The sequence below is a fragment of the Shewanella alkalitolerans genome, from assembly GCF_019457575.1.
GTDB lineage: Bacteria > Pseudomonadota > Gammaproteobacteria > Enterobacterales > Shewanellaceae > Shewanella > Shewanella loihica.
On the sequence record NZ_CP080422.1, the window covers coordinates 333,941 to 352,175 of the forward strand.

The 18,235-nt window shown below is 53.1% G+C and carries 1 protein-coding gene; it reads right to left on the bottom strand.

Annotated elements, in window-relative coordinates; genetic code table 11:
* Nucleotides 1–102: 102 nt before the first annotated feature.
* Entirely contained in the window at nucleotides 103–18,210 is an 18,108-nt protein-coding gene (locus K0J45_RS01620; RefSeq protein WP_350355020.1) for an Ig-like domain-containing protein, read from the bottom strand.
* Nucleotides 18,211–18,235: the final 25 nt, after the last annotated feature.

Here is an 18,235-nt window from a genome sequence, read left to right on the forward strand (position 1 = left end):
AATTTATCGTAGAACAATTATAGAAGTAATGCCAAAACATCACCAAAGTAAAATGACACCAATTAGCCGAAACTAGTTGGTGCCATTCTACTGTTCTCCTTTTTAAGGAAGTATGACTTGGAGTTGGCCATCATCGTCGAGGGTTGTCGGTACTGCAAAGCTCGAAGCCGCCTGGTTCACGTTGGCATTATCTACTATCAATGCGCCGTTACCCTCTGAGCCCAACAAGCCGTTGATGATTTGACCATCGGTTGTGCCCAGATGGCTCAGGTCGACACCGTCGAGAACAATCGTCTGATCCACATGTCCGTCGTTATTAGCATCAATCTCGATGGTGGTTGAACCATTATCAACGGTGAAGTGCAGGTAGTCTTCCAAGTTACCGCCATTCTCTCCCTGGAGCAGATCGCTCAGATCCAGTTTGTCCTGGTTGATATCGAAATCGGTAATGTGGTCGGTACCCGTATCACCTTGCTGCCAAACGAAGGTATCGGCTTCACTATCTGCCTTACCTGAGCCACCGGTTAGGGTGTCATCGCCCAGGCCGCCGATGAGGATATCTTCGCCTGACCCACCAATTAGATGGTCAGAACCAGTCCCACCATCTAGGGTATCATTTCCGCCTTGGCCAAATAGCAAATCTTGTCCTTGGCCGCCATAAAGAGTGTCATTGCCGTCGTTGGAGTTAGTTAAATCAAATTCGGAAGTATGGCTTCTTACGTAGTTTTGAATATCTTCTAAATTAATGTCACTTTCCGGTGTAGCTGTTTTATCAGCAACATATTTTTGAAGTGCTACAAAACCTTGCCCATCTATATTGGCAAATTTAACTAAATCACCAAATATGATGTCATTTCCGTCTCCTCCACTAGAATTGTCATTGCCTTGAGTTAACAAAGTTTCAGAGCCGAGAATGACGCTGGCAAGATCACTCACATTTATCTCGGCTTGGACGTTTCCATCAGTATCATAAAGCTTTAGTGTTTCTAGTGATACGTCATCGCCTAAGCCTATTGCTCTGACCTCAGATACCGCGTTTAATAAGCCAAATGTGTGTTGAGTTTGCTGCTCTATTGAAGCTGTTTCGTAGAATCTATAGGTATTGTTTCCTGCATTATAAATAGAACCTTGGCTCTGGTTTGTATATGCAGAGTAAACATATCCCTGAGCGTCGACGATGACTTTGCCGTCTATTCTAATAACCTCTCCTAGGCTAAATTGCCCATTGTTTATTAAACTATCGAGAGAGGTAAAATGCTGGCTATTTTCATTAAATCCAACGTAAAAACTTCGAGCGTCATCAGATGACCAATTATTGGGCTGACCGTCTGTTATGAAGTAGGTTAGATTTGTTGCCCCATTATTTGCAATGTCATCACTATTAAACCAGTTGATAACTGAGTCAAAGCTGGCTTCATAATTGGTGTTCTGATTGCTTTGTGTGTTGACTAAATTTAGCTCAGCTAAAAGCTCGTCCAAGGCTTGGCGATCGGCGCCTTCACTTCCTTCTCCAATTTCGATTGTTTTGTAGTGGTTAGTCTTATTGGAAAAATCGACCAATAAAATATTGAGAGTGCCAGCCTGAACACCACTAGCACTAGTCAGCAAGGTCTCAAAAACATTAGCTAGTTGAGCCTTTGCTATATCTATCTGACTGCTCATACTGCCTGAGGAGTCTAAAATGAAGGCTAAGTTATAACTTTGACCCGATACAATTTGTAAGCCTTCAGTATCACTCACAATTAGATCGTGATTATCACTACCATTAAGTGTGTTATCACCGTCAGTACCTGACTGATACTGGAATCCGCGTGTCGGAATAATATCGAAATAAACAGAAGCAGTATCCGTATTTCCATAAGTGTCGGTAATCGTGTAATCGTAACTCGCTGGACCCGTGTAACCCTCATCTGGTGTAAAGATGATGTTGCCATTAGCATCCAACTCAACTTTACCATTAGTGGGATTACCGACTCCGGTGATTGATATGGTATCGCCATCAGGATCACTATCATTCGCTAAAATTGATGAAGCGAGGAAGGTGAATGGTGTATCTTCAAGCACCTGGGCCGGTTGAGTTAATATCTGATCGCCTAGCGGTGTATAGCCTCCGATTAGGTTTCCAAATTGATCAAATTGTCCTAGTTGAATATCGAGTTGATATGCGTCACCTTGGTCCCAATAGATCACCTCTATCTCATAGCTGCCAGCGCTGTCGATATCGAAGAAGCCATGACCGGGTTGTCCTGGGAGAGTGGTTGAAGCTGATTGGTTTTTATTAACGACAGCTACAATCTCTCCATTAATTTTAACCATGTAACCATCATCTGCCGTTACTTTTAAACCAAATCGACCGGCATCAAGTTGAACGTTTCCTCTAAGGTGTAAGATAGCATCAGAGGTATCATCTGGATTTGAGGTTAAGCTGGCGGCATCACCACCTAAGAAAGTTTGTAAGCTTTGTCCTGTACCTAGATCACCATCCCCCCAACCATATTGCAGGGTTGTGGCTGTGAAGTATGCATCAGGGTTATTGTTATTGATGAAGTTAATGACTTGTTCAAGAGAAGAAAGATTTCCTCCATCTGCACCTTGCTGATAACCATAATAGGCGCTTTGTAATCCGCTGCCAAAGTAGTCATTCATCGCATCAGGTGCGGAATTATGATCGATTACATTGACAGTTACATCAGCTGTTGCGGTGTTTTGGTCTGTATCCGAAGCTACAACTGTGATTCCGGTGATCGACAGGTTATTAGTATCTATACTATGCGGGAAATTTTGCAGCAATTCTGCCGTAACACTGATATTGCCTTCCGTGCCAGCAGCAATAGTGTCTCCATTGATGGTGAGTTTAATTACCGGCCCACGTCCTGCCATTGAACCGATGATCTCGCCATCAACGAGTTCCCAGGAGATAGGGAAGTTTTGTTTAATACCAACAATATCAATAGTATCGTTTAGGTTGTTTGTATTGCCAAAACTAAAGCTATTTAGGTCGGTATCACCAGCTTTGAATCTCAAGGCCTGTGTATCAATTTCAACACCATCAGCCTTTAAGTCGGCTTCTGCCAATGTGTTGACCGCCATGGATGTTAGCGCTAATGGTGAGCCGCTAGGCGCGTCGAGATGGATATTAATTGTATCTTGGCTGGAATCTCCATCGCTATCAGTAATAACAACATCGAAGTCTAAATCAAGATCGGTTGTAGTGGTGACAATTGTACCTACCGAAGTACCTGTTAACTGGAATTGTGTGTCGCCAATAGCTATTAACTTGATGTAGCTAATTTCACCAAGATCTGAAATCGTCTCTCCAGAAAGTATTTTACCTGTGCCTAACAAAGTCCCATCTTCGGCGTACGCCTCATAAGCGACTTTAGTCGTGGCGGCATCTGCAGATTTAAATTCAAATATAAAGCTAGCACTAGCAACATTTTCAGCGTAATCAATAATCAGAACTTCTGAGCCATCGACTAATACACCATCTTCAACACCAAATGCACCTTGGTTACCATTGACTCTAAGTGATGAGCCATCCGCTGCTTCAGCCGAAAGAGTGAATGTTAATTCAGAATCATTAGGAATTGCCGAAATATCTTTATAGATGTTGTATTTACCACTCGCATCTGTGGCGATGTAGAAGGCATACTCCATCCCACCCTTGCCGAGAATGGTTGTGACTTCAGTAGACTCAATCTGATCGATACTCGATTCAAAATTAATTTGGTAGCTACCAATAACCTCCCCAGTATTCGGATCAATGCCACCTGCATTTGGATCAATGTTAAGCGTAAAGACCAACTCAAAGTTGGCGTCGTTTGCATCGTATTCGCCTGGTGCTACGCCATTCTTAATGGTATAGGCAATTAACTGATCAGGATTGGCTGGGTCAACAAAGTAATAAACCACCTTGCCGCCTGCTGTGATGCCTGAGTCGACGAAGTTGTTTGTACCATCATAGTTGGCATTGTTAAGAATGTTAGCCATGAGACTCGCAGAGTAGTCGTCGTTTGGTACATTGTCATTTCCATCTGCGCCATTAACAGTAATGGTACCATTAATTACTCCTGCACTATTGGAGCTAGTTTCCTCGCTGGCGACTGCTGTGATCGTATCATCTAAGATTGTGATATTTAGATTGTTACTTATAACGCTTCCGTCCGCACTAACCGCCTCAATTACAATGCCATTAACTAGTGAATTAAGGTTTTCGCCATTAAGTCCATTGACATGCTCTACGTTATCTAGCAGTTCTACGTTGACCGTAATATCACCAGTAGAACCAGCTGCAATAGGATCACTACTTAGCGTTAACTTAATTACCTCAGCCCCCTCGATTGAACCGACTAAGGCGCCATTTACAAGAGTCCAGACGATGCTGACACCAGCAGCTAGATTAGTCGCAGCTGTAATAGAAGAGGTATTGAAACGGAATTGCGTAAGATCTTGATTACCTGCTGTAAAACTAATCGTATCAGAAACAGTATCAGGAATATTATCGCGTAAGGTGCTTTCATCAATTGTAATACTAGTATTACTAGGTTGATGTACCTCTGCAGTATCAGAGGCTTGAGCCGAGGTGTTACCGGCCTTATCGGTTTGAGTCGCCGTCACAGTGATGTGACCGCCTTCACCTGGAGCGGTTTCATCCCAGCTGATGATGCCAGTGCTGGCATCGTAGTTAAAGCCGGTGGCTGGGGTGCCATTGATAAATTGCAGTTCGCCGTTGACCAGCTGCAGCTCCACGTTGGTAGTGGTGTCACCATTGACGATGGTCAGGCTGACACTGCCGCCTTCAGCAAAGTCATCATGGTTGATGCTGACTTGCAGTTGCACGTCATCGTTGCCTATCTCCGCTTGAGTGAGCGAGCCATCACCTGGGTTGCCGTCATCGACAATCAACACGGTCGGGGTATTTGGCGCGGTTTCATCGGCCACGGTGGCGGTGTCGCTACCTGGCGCCGAGGTGTTACCGGCCTTATCGGTTTGAGTCGCCGTCACAGTGATGTGACCGCCTTCACCTGGAGCGGTTTCATCCCAGCTGATGATGCCAGTGCTGGCATCGTAGTTAAAGCCGGTGGCTGGGGTGCCATTGATAAATTGCAGTTCGCCGTTGACCAGCTGCAGCTCCACGTTGGTAGTGGTGTCACCATTGACGATGGTCAGGCTGACACTGCCGCCTTCAGCAAAGTCATCATGGTTGATGCTGACTTGCAGTTGCACGTCATCGTTGCCTATCTCCGCTTGAGTGAGCGAGCCATCACCTGGGTTGCCGTCATCGACAATCAACACGGTCGGGGTATTTGGCGCGGTTTCATCGGCCACGGTGGCGGTGTCGCTACCTGGCGCCGAGGTGTTACCGGCCTTATCGGTTTGAGTCGCCGTCACAGTGATGTGACCGCCTTCACCTGGAGCGGTTTCATCCCAGCTGATGATGCCAGTGCTGGCATCGTAGTTAAAGCCGGTGGCTGGGGTGCCATTGATAAATTGCAGTTCGCCGTTGACCAGCTGCAGCTCCACGTTGGTAGTGGTGTCACCATTGACGATGGTCAGGCTGACACTGCCGCCTTCAGCAAAGTCATCATGGTTGATGCTGACTTGCAGTTGCACGTCATCATTGCCGATCTCCGCTTGGGTGAGCGAGCCATCACCTGGGTTGCCGTCATCGACAATCAACACGGTCGGGGTATTCGGGGCGGTTTCATCGGCCACGGTGGCGGTGTCGCTACCTGGCGCCGAGGTGTTACCGGCCTTATCGGTTTGGGTCGCCGTCACGGTGATGCGACCGCCTTCACCTGGAGCGGTTTCATCCCAGCTGATGATGCCAGTGCTGGCATCGTAGTTAAAGCCGGTGGCTGGGGTGCCATTGATAAATTGCAGTTCGCCGTTGACCAGCTGCAGCTCCACGTTGGTAGTGGTGTCACCATTGACGATGGTCAGGCTGACACTGCCGCCTTCAGCAAAGTCATCATGGTTGATGCTGACTTGCAGTTGCACGTCATCGTTGCCTATCTCCGCTTGAGTGAGCGAGCCATCACCTGGGTTGCCGTCATCGACAATCAACACGGTCGGGGTATTCGGGGCGGTTTCATCGGCCACGGTGGCGGTGTCGCTACCTGGCGCCGAGGTGTTACCGGCCTTATCGGTTTGGGTCGCCGTCACGGTGATGCGACCGCCTTCACCTGGAGCGGTTTCATCCCAGCTGATGATGCCAGTGCTGGCATCGTAGTTAAAGCCGGTGGCTGGGGTGCCATTGATAAATTGCAGTTCGCCGTTGACCAGCTGCAGCTCCACGTTGGTAGTGGTGTCACCATTGACGATGGTCAGGCTGACACTGCCGCCTTCAGCAAAGTCATCATGGTTGATGCTGACTTGCAGTTGCACGTCATCATTGCCGATCTCCGCTTGGGTGAGCGAGCCATCACCTGGGTTGCCGTCATCGACAATCAACACGGTCGGGGTATTTGGCGCGGTTTCATCGGCCACGGTGGCGGTGTCGCTACCTGGCGCCGAGGTGTTACCGGCCTTATCGGTTTGAGTCGCCGTCACAGTGATGTGACCGCCTTCACCTGGAGCGGTTTCATCCCAGCTGATGATGCCAGTGCTGGCATCGTAGTTAAAGCCGGTGGCTGGGGTGCCATTGATAAATTGCAGTTCGCCGTTGACCAGCTGCAGCTCCACGTTGGTAGTGGTGTCACCATTGACGATGGTCAGGCTGACACTGCCGCCTTCAGCAAAGTCATCATGGTTGATGCTGACTTGCAGTTGCACGTCATCGTTGCCTATCTCCGCTTGAGTGAGCGAGCCATCACCTGGGTTGCCGTCATCGACAATCAACACGGTCGGGGTATTTGGCGCGGTTTCATCGGCCACGGTGGCGGTGTCGCTACCTGGCGCCGAGGTGTTACCGGCCTTATCGGTTTGAGTCGCCGTCACAGTGATGTGACCGCCTTCACCTGGAGCGGTTTCATCCCAGCTGATGATGCCAGTGCTGGCATCGTAGTTAAAGCCGGTGGCTGGGGTGCCATTGATAAATTGCAGTTCGCCGTTGACCAGCTGCAGCTCCACGTTGGTAGTGGTGTCACCATTGACGATGGTCAGGCTGACACTGCCGCCTTCAGCAAAGTCATCATGGTTGATGCTGACTTGCAGTTGCACGTCATCGTTGCCTATCTCCGCTTGAGTGAGCGAGCCATCACCTGGGTTGCCGTCATCGACAATCAACACGGTCGGGGTATTTGGCGCGGTTTCATCGGCCACGGTGGCGGTGTCGCTACCTGGCGCCGAGGTGTTACCGGCCTTATCGGTTTGAGTCGCCGTCACAGTGATGTGACCGCCTTCACCTGGAGCGGTTTCATCCCAGCTGATGATGCCAGTGCTGGCATCGTAGTTAAAGCCGGTGGCTGGGGTGCCATTGATAAATTGCAGTTCGCCGTTGACCAGCTGCAGCTCCACGTTGGTAGTGGTGTCACCATTGACGATGGTCAGGCTGACACTGCCGCCTTCAGCAAAGTCATCATGGTTGATGCTGACTTGCAGTTGCACGTCATCGTTGCCTATCTCCGCTTGAGTGAGCGAGCCATCACCTGGGTTGCCGTCATCGACAATCAACACGGTCGGGGTATTTGGCGCGGTTTCATCGGCCACGGTGGCGGTGTCGCTACCTGGCGCCGAGGTGTTACCGGCCTTATCGGTTTGAGTCGCCGTCACAGTGATGTGACCGCCTTCACCTGGAGCGGTTTCATCCCAGCTGATGATGCCAGTGCTGGCATCGTAGTTAAAGCCGGTGGCTGGGGTGCCATTGATAAATTGCAGTTCGCCGTTGACCAGCTGCAGCTCCACGTTGGTAGTGGTGTCACCATTGACGATGGTCAGGCTGACACTGCCGCCTTCAGCAAAGTCATCATGGTTGATGCTGACTTGCAGTTGCACGTCATCATTGCCGATCTCCGCTTGGGTGAGCGAGCCATCACCTGGGTTGCCGTCATCGACAATCAACACGGTCGGGGTATTCGGGGCGGTTTCATCGGCCACGGTGGCGGTGTCGCTACCTGGCGCCGAGGTGTTACCGGCCTTATCGGTTTGGGTCGCCGTCACGGTGATGCGACCGCCTTCACCTGGAGCGGTTTCATCCCAGCTGATGATGCCAGTGCTGGCATCGTAGTTAAAGCCGGTGGCTGGGGTGCCATTGATAAATTGCAGTTCGCCGTTGACCAGCTGCAGCTCCACGTTGGTAGTGGTGTCACCATTGACGATGGTCAGGCTGACACTGCCGCCTTCAGCAAAGTCATCATGGTTGATGCTGACTTGCAGTTGCACGTCATCGTTGCCTATCTCCGCTTGAGTGAGCGAGCCATCACCTGGGTTGCCGTCATCGACAATCAACACGGTCGGGGTATTCGGGGCGGTTTCATCGGCCACGGTGGCGGTGTCGCTACCTGGCGCCGAGGTGTTACCGGCCTTATCGGTTTGGGTCGCCGTCACGGTGATGCGACCGCCTTCACCTGGAGCGGTTTCATCCCAGCTGATGATGCCAGTGCTGGCATCGTAGTTAAAGCCGGTGGCTGGGGTGCCATTGATAAATTGCAGTTCGCCGTTGACCAGCTGCAGCTCCACGTTGGTAGTGGTGTCACCATTGACGATGGTCAGGCTGACACTGCCGCCTTCAGCAAAGTCATCATGGTTGATGCTGACTTGCAGTTGCACGTCATCATTGCCGATCTCCGCTTGGGTGAGCGAGCCATCACCTGGGTTGCCGTCATCGACAATCAACACGGTCGGGGTATTTGGCGCGGTTTCATCGGCCACGGTGGCGGTGTCGCTACCTGGCGCCGAGGTGTTACCGGCCTTATCGGTTTGAGTCGCCGTCACAGTGATGTGACCGCCTTCACCTGGAGCGGTTTCATCCCAGCTGATGATGCCAGTGCTGGCATCGTAGTTAAAGCCGGTGGCTGGGGTGCCATTGATAAATTGCAGTTCGCCGTTGACCAGCTGCAGCTCCACGTTGGTAGTGGTGTCACCATTGACGATGGTCAGGCTGACACTGCCGCCTTCAGCAAAGTCATCATGGTTGATGCTGACTTGCAGTTGCACGTCATCGTTGCCTATCTCCGCTTGAGTGAGCGAGCCATCACCTGGGTTGCCGTCATCGACAATCAACACGGTCGGGGTATTTGGCGCGGTTTCATCGGCCACGGTGGCGGTGTCGCTACCTGGCGCCGAGGTGTTACCGGCCTTATCGGTTTGGGTCGCCGTCACGGTGATGCGACCGCCTTCACCTGGAGCGGTTTCATCCCAGCTGATGATGCCAGTGCTGGCATCGTAGTTAAAGCCGGTGGCTGGGGTGCCATTGATAAATTGCAGTTCGCCGTTGACCAGCTGCAGCTCCACGTTGGTAGTGGTGTCACCATTGACGATGGTCAGGCTGACACTGCCGCCTTCAGCAAAGTCATCATGGTTGATGCTGACTTGCAGTTGCACGTCATCGTTGCCTATCTCCGCTTGAGTGAGCGAGCCATCACCTGGGTTGCCGTCATCGACAATCAACACGGTCGGGGTATTCGGGGCGGTTTCATCGGCCACGGTGGCGGTGTCGCTACCTGGCGCCGAGGTGTTACCGGCCTTATCGGTTTGGGTCGCCGTCACGGTGATGCGACCGCCTTCACCTGGAGCGGTTTCATCCCAGCTGATGATGCCAGTGCTGGCATCGTAGTTAAAGCCGGTGGCTGGGGTGCCATTGATAAATTGCAGTTCGCCGTTGACCAGCTGCAGCTCCACGTTGGTAGTGGTGTCACCATTGACGATGGTCAGGCTGACACTGCCGCCTTCAGCAAAGTCATCATGGTTGATGCTGACTTGCAGTTGCACGTCATCGTTGCCTATCTCCGCTTGAGTGAGCGAGCCATCACCTGGGTTGCCGTCATCGACAATCAACACGGTCGGGGTATTTGGCGCGGTTTCATCGGCCACGGTGGCGGTGTCGCTACCTGGCGCCGAGGTGTTACCGGCCTTATCGGTTTGAGTCGCCGTCACAGTGATGTGACCGCCTTCACCTGGAGCGGTTTCATCCCAGCTGATGATGCCAGTGCTGGCATCGTAGTTAAAGCCGGTGGCTGGGGTGCCATTGATAAATTGCAGTTCGCCGTTGACCAGCTGCAGCTCCACGTTGGTAGTGGTGTCACCATTGACGATGGTCAGGCTGACACTGCCGCCTTCAGCAAAGTCATCATGGTTGATGCTGACTTGCAGTTGCACGTCATCATTGCCGATCTCCGCTTGGGTGAGCGAGCCATCACCTGGGTTGCCGTCATCGACAATCAACACGGTCGGGGTATTCGGGGCGGTTTCATCGGCCACGGTGGCGGTGTCGCTACCTGGCGCCGAGGTGTTACCGGCCTTATCGGTTTGGGTCGCCGTCACGGTGATGCGACCGCCTTCACCTGGAGCGGTTTCATCCCAGCTGATGATGCCAGTGCTGGCATCGTAGTTAAAGCCGGTGGCTGGGGTGCCATTGATAAATTGCAGTTCGCCGTTGACCAGCTGCAGCTCCACGTTGGTAGTGGTGTCACCATTGACGATGGTCAGGCTGACACTGCCGCCTTCAGCAAAGTCATCATGGTTGATGCTGACTTGCAGTTGCACGTCATCGTTGCCTATCTCCGCTTGAGTGAGCGAGCCATCACCTGGGTTGCCGTCATCGACAATCAACACGGTCGGGGTATTCGGGGCGGTTTCATCGGCCACGGTGGCGGTGTCGCTACCTGGCGCCGAGGTGTTACCGGCCTTATCGGTTTGGGTCGCCGTCACGGTGATGCGACCGCCTTCACCTGGAGCGGTTTCATCCCAGCTGATGATGCCAGTGCTGGCATCGTAGTTAAAGCCGGTGGCTGGGGTGCCATTGATAAATTGCAGTTCGCCGTTGACCAGCTGCAGCTCCACGTTGGTAGTGGTGTCACCATTGACGATGGTCAGGCTGACACTGCCGCCTTCAGCAAAGTCATCATGGTTGATGCTGACTTGCAGTTGCACGTCATCATTGCCGATCTCCGCTTGGGTGAGCGAGCCATCACCTGGGTTGCCGTCATCGACAATCAACACGGTCGGGGTATTTGGCGCGGTTTCATCGGCCACGGTGGCGGTGTCGCTACCTGGCGCCGAGGTGTTACCGGCCTTATCGGTTTGAGTCGCCGTCACAGTGATGTGACCGCCTTCACCTGGAGCGGTTTCATCCCAGCTGATGATGCCAGTGCTGGCATCGTAGTTAAAGCCGGTGGCTGGGGTGCCATTGATAAATTGCAGTTCGCCGTTGACCAGCTGCAGCTCCACGTTGGTAGTGGTGTCACCATTGACGATGGTCAGGCTGACACTGCCGCCTTCAGCAAAGTCATCATGGTTGATGCTGACTTGCAGTTGCACGTCATCGTTGCCTATCTCCGCTTGAGTGAGCGAGCCATCACCTGGGTTGCCGTCATCGACAATCAACACGGTCGGGGTATTTGGCGCGGTTTCATCGGCCACGGTGGCGGTGTCGCTACCTGGCGCCGAGGTGTTACCGGCCTTATCGGTTTGGGTCGCCGTCACGGTGATGCGACCGCCTTCACCTGGAGCGGTTTCATCCCAGCTGATGATGCCAGTGCTGGCATCGTAGTTAAAGCCGGTGGCTGGGGTGCCATTGATAAATTGCAGTTCGCCGTTGACCAGCTGCAGCTCCACGTTGGTAGTGGTGTCACCATTGACGATGGTCAGGCTGACACTGCCGCCTTCAGCAAAGTCATCATGGTTGATGCTGACTTGCAGTTGCACGTCATCGTTGCCTATCTCCGCTTGAGTGAGCGAGCCATCACCTGGGTTGCCGTCATCGACAATCAACACGGTCGGGGTATTCGGGGCGGTTTCATCGGCCACGGTGGCGGTGTCGCTACCTGGCGCCGAGGTGTTACCGGCCTTATCGGTTTGGGTCGCCGTCACGGTGATGCGACCGCCTTCACCTGGAGCGGTTTCATCCCAGCTGATGATGCCAGTGCTGGCATCGTAGTTAAAGCCGGTGGCTGGGGTGCCATTGATAAATTGCAGTTCGCCGTTGACCAGCTGCAGCTCCACGTTGGTAGTGGTGTCACCATTGACGATGGTCAGGCTGACACTGCCGCCTTCAGCAAAGTCATCATGGTTGATGCTGACTTGCAGTTGCACGTCATCATTGCCGATCTCCGCTTGGGTGAGCGAGCCATCACCTGGGTTGCCGTCATCGACAATCAACACGGTCGGGGTATTCGGGGCGGTTTCATCGGCCACGGTGGCGGTGTCGCTACCTGGCGCCGAGGTGTTACCGGCCTTATCGGTTTGGGTCGCCGTCACGGTGATGCGACCGCCTTCACCTGGAGCGGTTTCATCCCAGCTGATGATGCCAGTGCTGGCATCGTAGTTAAAGCCGGTGGCTGGGGTGCCATTGATAAATTGCAGTTCGCCGTTGACCAGCTGCAGCTCCACGTTGGTAGTGGTGTCACCATTGACGATGGTCAGGCTGACACTGCCGCCTTCAGCAAAGTCATCATGGTTGATGCTGACTTGCAGTTGCACGTCATCGTTGCCTATCTCCGCTTGAGTGAGCGAGCCATCACCTGGGTTGCCGTCATCGACAATCAACACGGTCGGGGTATTCGGGGCGGTTTCATCGGCCACGGTGGCGGTGTCGCTACCTGGCGCCGAGGTGTTACCGGCCTTATCGGTTTGGGTCGCCGTCACGGTGATGCGACCGCCTTCACCTGGAGCGGTTTCATCCCAGCTGATGATGCCAGTGCTGGCATCGTAGTTAAAGCCGGTGGCTGGGGTGCCATTGATAAATTGCAGTTCGCCGTTGACCAGCTGCAGCTCCACGTTGGTAGTGGTGTCACCATTGACGATGGTCAGGCTGACACTGCCGCCTTCAGCAAAGTCATCATGGTTGATGCTGACTTGCAGTTGCACGTCATCATTGCCGATCTCCGCTTGGGTGAGCGAGCCATCACCTGGGTTGCCGTCATCGACAATCAACACGGTCGGGGTATTTGGCGCGGTTTCATCGGCCACGGTGGCGGTGTCGCTACCTGGCGCCGAGGTGTTACCGGCCTTATCGGTTTGAGTCGCCGTCACAGTGATGTGACCGCCTTCACCTGGAGCGGTTTCATCCCAGCTGATGATGCCAGTGCTGGCATCGTAGTTAAAGCCGGTGGCTGGGGTGCCATTGATAAATTGCAGTTCGCCGTTGACCAGCTGCAGCTCCACGTTGGTAGTGGTGTCACCATTGACGATGGTCAGGCTGACACTGCCGCCTTCAGCAAAGTCATCATGGTTGATGCTGACTTGCAGTTGCACGTCATCGTTGCCTATCTCCGCTTGGGTGAGCGAGCCATCACCTGGGTTGCCGTCATCGACAATCAACACGGTCGGGGTATTTGGCGCGGTTTCATCGGCCACGGTGGCGGTGTCGCTACCTGGCGCCGAGGTGTTACCGGCCTTATCGGTTTGAGTCGCCATCACAGTGATGTGACCGCCTTCACCTGGAGCGGTTTCATCCCAGCTGATGATGCCAGTGCTGGCATCGTAGTTAAAGCCGGTGGCTGGGGTGCCATTGATAAATTGCAGTTCGCCGTTGACCAGCTGCAGCTCCACGTTGGTAGTGGTGTCACCATTGACGATGGTCAGGCTGACACTGCCGCCTTCAGCAAAGTCATCATGGTTGATGCTGACTTGCAGTTGCACGTCATCGTTGCCTATCTCCGCTTGAGTGAGCGAGCCATCACCTGGGTTGCCGTCATCGACAATCAACACGGTCGGGGTATTTGGCGCGGTTTCATCGGCCACGGTGGCGGTGTCGCTACCTGGCGCCGAGGTGTTACCGGCCTTATCGGTTTGAGTCGCCGTCACAGTGATGTGACCGCCTTCACCTGGAGCGGTTTCATCCCAGCTGATGATGCCAGTGCTGGCATCGTAGTTAAAGCCGGTGGCTGGGGTGCCATTGATAAATTGCAGTTCGCCGTTGACCAGCTGCAGCTCCACGTTGGTAGTGGTGTCACCATTGACGATGGTCAGGCTGACACTGCCGCCTTCAGCAAAGTCATCATGGTTGATGCTGACTTGCAGTTGCACGTCATCATTGCCGATCTCCGCTTGGGTGAGCGAGCCATCACCTGGGTTGCCGTCATCGACAATCAACACGGTCGGGGTATTTGGCGCGGTTTCATCGGCCACGGTGGCGGTGTCGCTACCTGGCGCCGAGGTGTTACCGGCCTTATCGGTTTGAGTCGCCGTCACAGTGATGTGACCGCCTTCACCTGGAGCGGTTTCATCCCAGCTGATGATGCCAGTGCTGGCATCGTAGTTAAAGCCGGTGGCTGGGGTGCCATTGATAAATTGCAGTTCGCCGTTGACCAGCTGCAGCTCCACGTTGGTAGTGGTGTCACCATTGACGATGGTCAGGCTGACACTGCCGCCTTCAGCAAAGTCATCATGGTTGATGCTGACTTGCAGTTGCACGTCATCATTGCCGATCTCCGCTTGGGTGAGCGAGCCATCACCTGGGTTGCCGTCATCGACAATCAACACGGTCGGGGTATTCGGGGCGGTCGTATCGACACCATAACCTTCGCTGTCGGTCACAGTGATGCTGTTACCGACGTCATCGGTGGCGGTGACCGAGGCGGTGATGCTGTTGGCATCAGCGCCAAGGAGTAGGCTGGCATCGACAGTGGTGCTAAAGCCTAATACGCCGTTGCCTAAGTCAACGACGGTGGCGGTGGCGATCTCGTTGCCATCCAAGGTCAGGGTGACGATGTTGCCCAGCTTAACGTCGCCGCCGACCGTACCGCTGAGGGTGACGCTGCCTTCACTTTCAGCTTGGTTAATGACGTTATCGCCGCCGATATCAATCGGGTCGAGGTCGATGCTGGCGTTGATTAGTGTGTCGACACCATAACCTTCGCTGTCGGTCACAGTGATGCTGTTACCGGCAGGATCGGTTGCAGTGACCGAGGCGGTGATGCTGTTGGCATCAGCGTCAAGGAGTAGGCTGGCATCGACAGTGGTGCTAAAGCCTAATACGCCGTTGCCCAAGTCAACGACGGTGGCGGTGGCGATCTCGTTGCCATCCAAGGTCAGGGTGACGATGTCGCCCAGCTTAACGTCACCGCCGACCGTACCGCTGAGGGTGACGCTGCCTTCGCTTTCGGCTTGATTGATGACGTTGTCATCACCGACCACAATGGGGTTGAGGTCGATGCTGGCACTGATGTCGGTGTCGACACCATAATCTTCGCTGTCGGTCACAGTGATGCTGTTACCGGCAGGATCGGTTGCAGTGACCGAGGCGGTGATGCTGTTGGCATCAGCGTCAAGGAGTAGGCTGGCATCGACAGTGGTGCTAAAGCCTAATACGCCGTTGCCCAAGTCAACGACGGTGGCGGTGGCGATCTCATTGCCATCCAAGGTCAGGGTGACGATGTCGCCCAGCTTAACGTCGCCGCCGACAGTACCGCTGAGGGGGACGCTGCCTTCGCTTTCGGCTTGATTGATGACGTTATCGCCGCCGATATCAATCGGGCTGAGGTCGATGCTGGCACTGATGTCGGTGTCGACACCATAACCTTCGCTGTCGGTCACAGTGATGCTGTTACCGGCAGGATCGGTTGCAGTGACCGAGGCGGTGATGCTGTTGGCATCAGCGTCAAGGAGTAGGCTGGCATCGACAGTAGTGCTAAAGCCTAATACGCCGTTGCCTAAGTCAACGACGGTGGCGGTGGCGATCTCGTTGCCATCCAAGGTCAGGGTGACGATGTCGCCCAGCTTAACGTCGCCGCCGACCGTACCGCTGAGGGTGACGCTGCCTTCGCTTTCGGCTTGATTGATGACGTTATCGCCGCCGATATCAATCGGGCTGAGGTCGATGCTGGCACTGATTTGCGTGTCTAGAACTGCAGAGTCAGTACCCGGAGCAGATATGTTTCCAGCTTGATCGGTCACAGTTGCGGTAACAACTATCTCATTTCCTTCACCTGGTGATGGTAAAGTCATATCTACGCTGTTGTTTGTAATATGTTCCTGAGTAAGGACTATTGAAACTCCATTTACTGTAAGAGTATCACCGACAATTGCCCCGGTATTTTCAAGGCTAATGATTACATCAATTGTTGTGCTGCCGTTTAATTCACTGTTGCTGATAAATGCATCATTGTTTATATCAGTGGTTATCGTAACTGTTGGAGCTCCATCAATAATCGGCGTGACATGAATGATTAGCGTCGCGCTCTCACCTGTATTGGTGGTGTAGGTGATAACCGGTACGTTGCCGTTCCAATCTTGGTTTGGCGTAAAGGTGTAAGAGCCATCGGCGTTGATCACCAAGCTGCCGCCTTCCACTTCGACTGTGGTGCCCGCATTGACGGTTTGACCGTCGACACTGAAGCTCACGACTGATAGCTCGCTGTCGATATCGCTGTCGTTTTCTAATACGTTACCGGTAGCGACGGTGTCCTCTGCAACCGTGTTGCTGTCGTTGGCCAGCACTGATGGGTCATCTACCGGGGTGACGTTGATGGTTAGCGTCGCACTTTCCCCGGTATTGGTGGTGTAAGTGATGACCGGCACGCTGCCGTTCCAATCTTGGTTTGGCGTAAAGGTGTATGAGCCATCGGCGTTGATCACCAGGCTGCCGCCTTCTACTTCGACTGTGGTGCCTGCTGTGACGGTTTGACCGTCGACATTGAAGCTCACGACCGACAGCTCGCTGTCGATATCGCTGTCGTTGTCGAGTACGTTACCGTTAGCGACGGTGTCCTCTGCAATCGTGTTGCTGTCGTTGGTCAGCACTGATGGGTCATCTACCGGGGTGACGTTGATGGTTAGCGTCGCACTTTCCCCGGTATTGGTGGTGTAAGTGATGACCGGCACGCTGCCGTTCCAATCTTGGTTTGGCGTAAAGGTGTATGAGCCATCGGCGTTGATCACCAGGCTGCCGCCTTCCACTTCGACTGTGGTGCCCGCGGTGACGGTTTGACCGTCGACGCTGAAGCTCACGACCGACAGCTCGCTGTCGATATCGCTGTCGTTGTCGAGTACGTTACCGTTAGCGACGGTGTCCTCTGCAATCGTGTTGCTGTCGTTGGCCAGCACTGATGGGTCATCTACCGGGGTGACGTTGATGGTTAGCGTCGCACTTTCCCCGGTATTGGTGGTGTAAGTGATGACCGGCACGCTGCCGTTCCAATCTTGGTTTGGCGTAAAGGTGTAAGAGCCATCGGCGTTGATCACCAGGCTGCCGCCTTCTACTTCGACTGTGGTGCCCGCGGTGACGGTTTGACCGTCGACGCTGAAGCTCACGACTGATAGCTCGCTGTCGATATCGCTGTCGTTATCTAATACGTTGCCGGTAGCGATTGTGTCCTCTGCAACAGTGTTGCTGTCGTTAGCCAGTATAGATGGGTCATCTACTGGGGTGACATTAATGGTCAGGGTCGCGCTCTCACCGGTATTGGTGGTGTAGGTGATAACAGGTACGCTGCCGTTCCAGTTGTCGTTTGGTGTAAAGGTGTAAGAGCCATCGGCGTTGATCACCAGGCTGCCGCCTTCCACTTCGACTGTGGTGCCCGCAGTGACGGTTTGACCGTCGACAGTAAAGGTAACGACTGACAATTCGGTATCGAAATCAACATCATTGTCTAAAACGTTGCCAGTTGCCACGCCATCTTCTGCGATGGTATTTGTGTCATTAGCGGTAATGGTAGGGGCGTCATCACTGCTAACGGTAAACGCTTGGACGGTTGGCTGTTCGACAGAAAATCCAGATGTAGTATATCCGGCGCCAGCGAGTGTTTGGGCGCCAGTTCTGCTTACCGATATAAAGCCAGAGTCGCCTTCACTGGCGGCAGTGTTGCCGGCTGCGGTTTCTGGTAATTCAGCTGTTGGATCTTCTCCAGAGGCGATGAGCGCTTGAAGTTGTTCTATTTCATTTAATGCATCAGCTTCAGCGGCCGAAGTTTCATTGAGACTTTGGCTTGTAAATGAGGTGCCATCGGCAAACGCTAGTTCTAAATCAGCTTGTTCAGCAATGAGAATAGTGCTTCCTTCGGGAATCATTTCACCGATAGTTACTTCTTTTTGCTCGGTTTCTGTGACTAAAGAAACCTTTCCTTTCACATCTATTACTTGTCCATTTTTGGTTGTAACTAACGATTTCATACCTGCCCCCGCAGAATTAAATGAC

Excerpts from the sequence above, each read along its gene's own strand:
- K0J45_RS01620 (WP_350355020.1), bottom strand. The coding sequence starts at position 18,210 with ATGAAATCGTTAGTTACAACCAAAAATGGACAAGTAATAGATGTGAAA.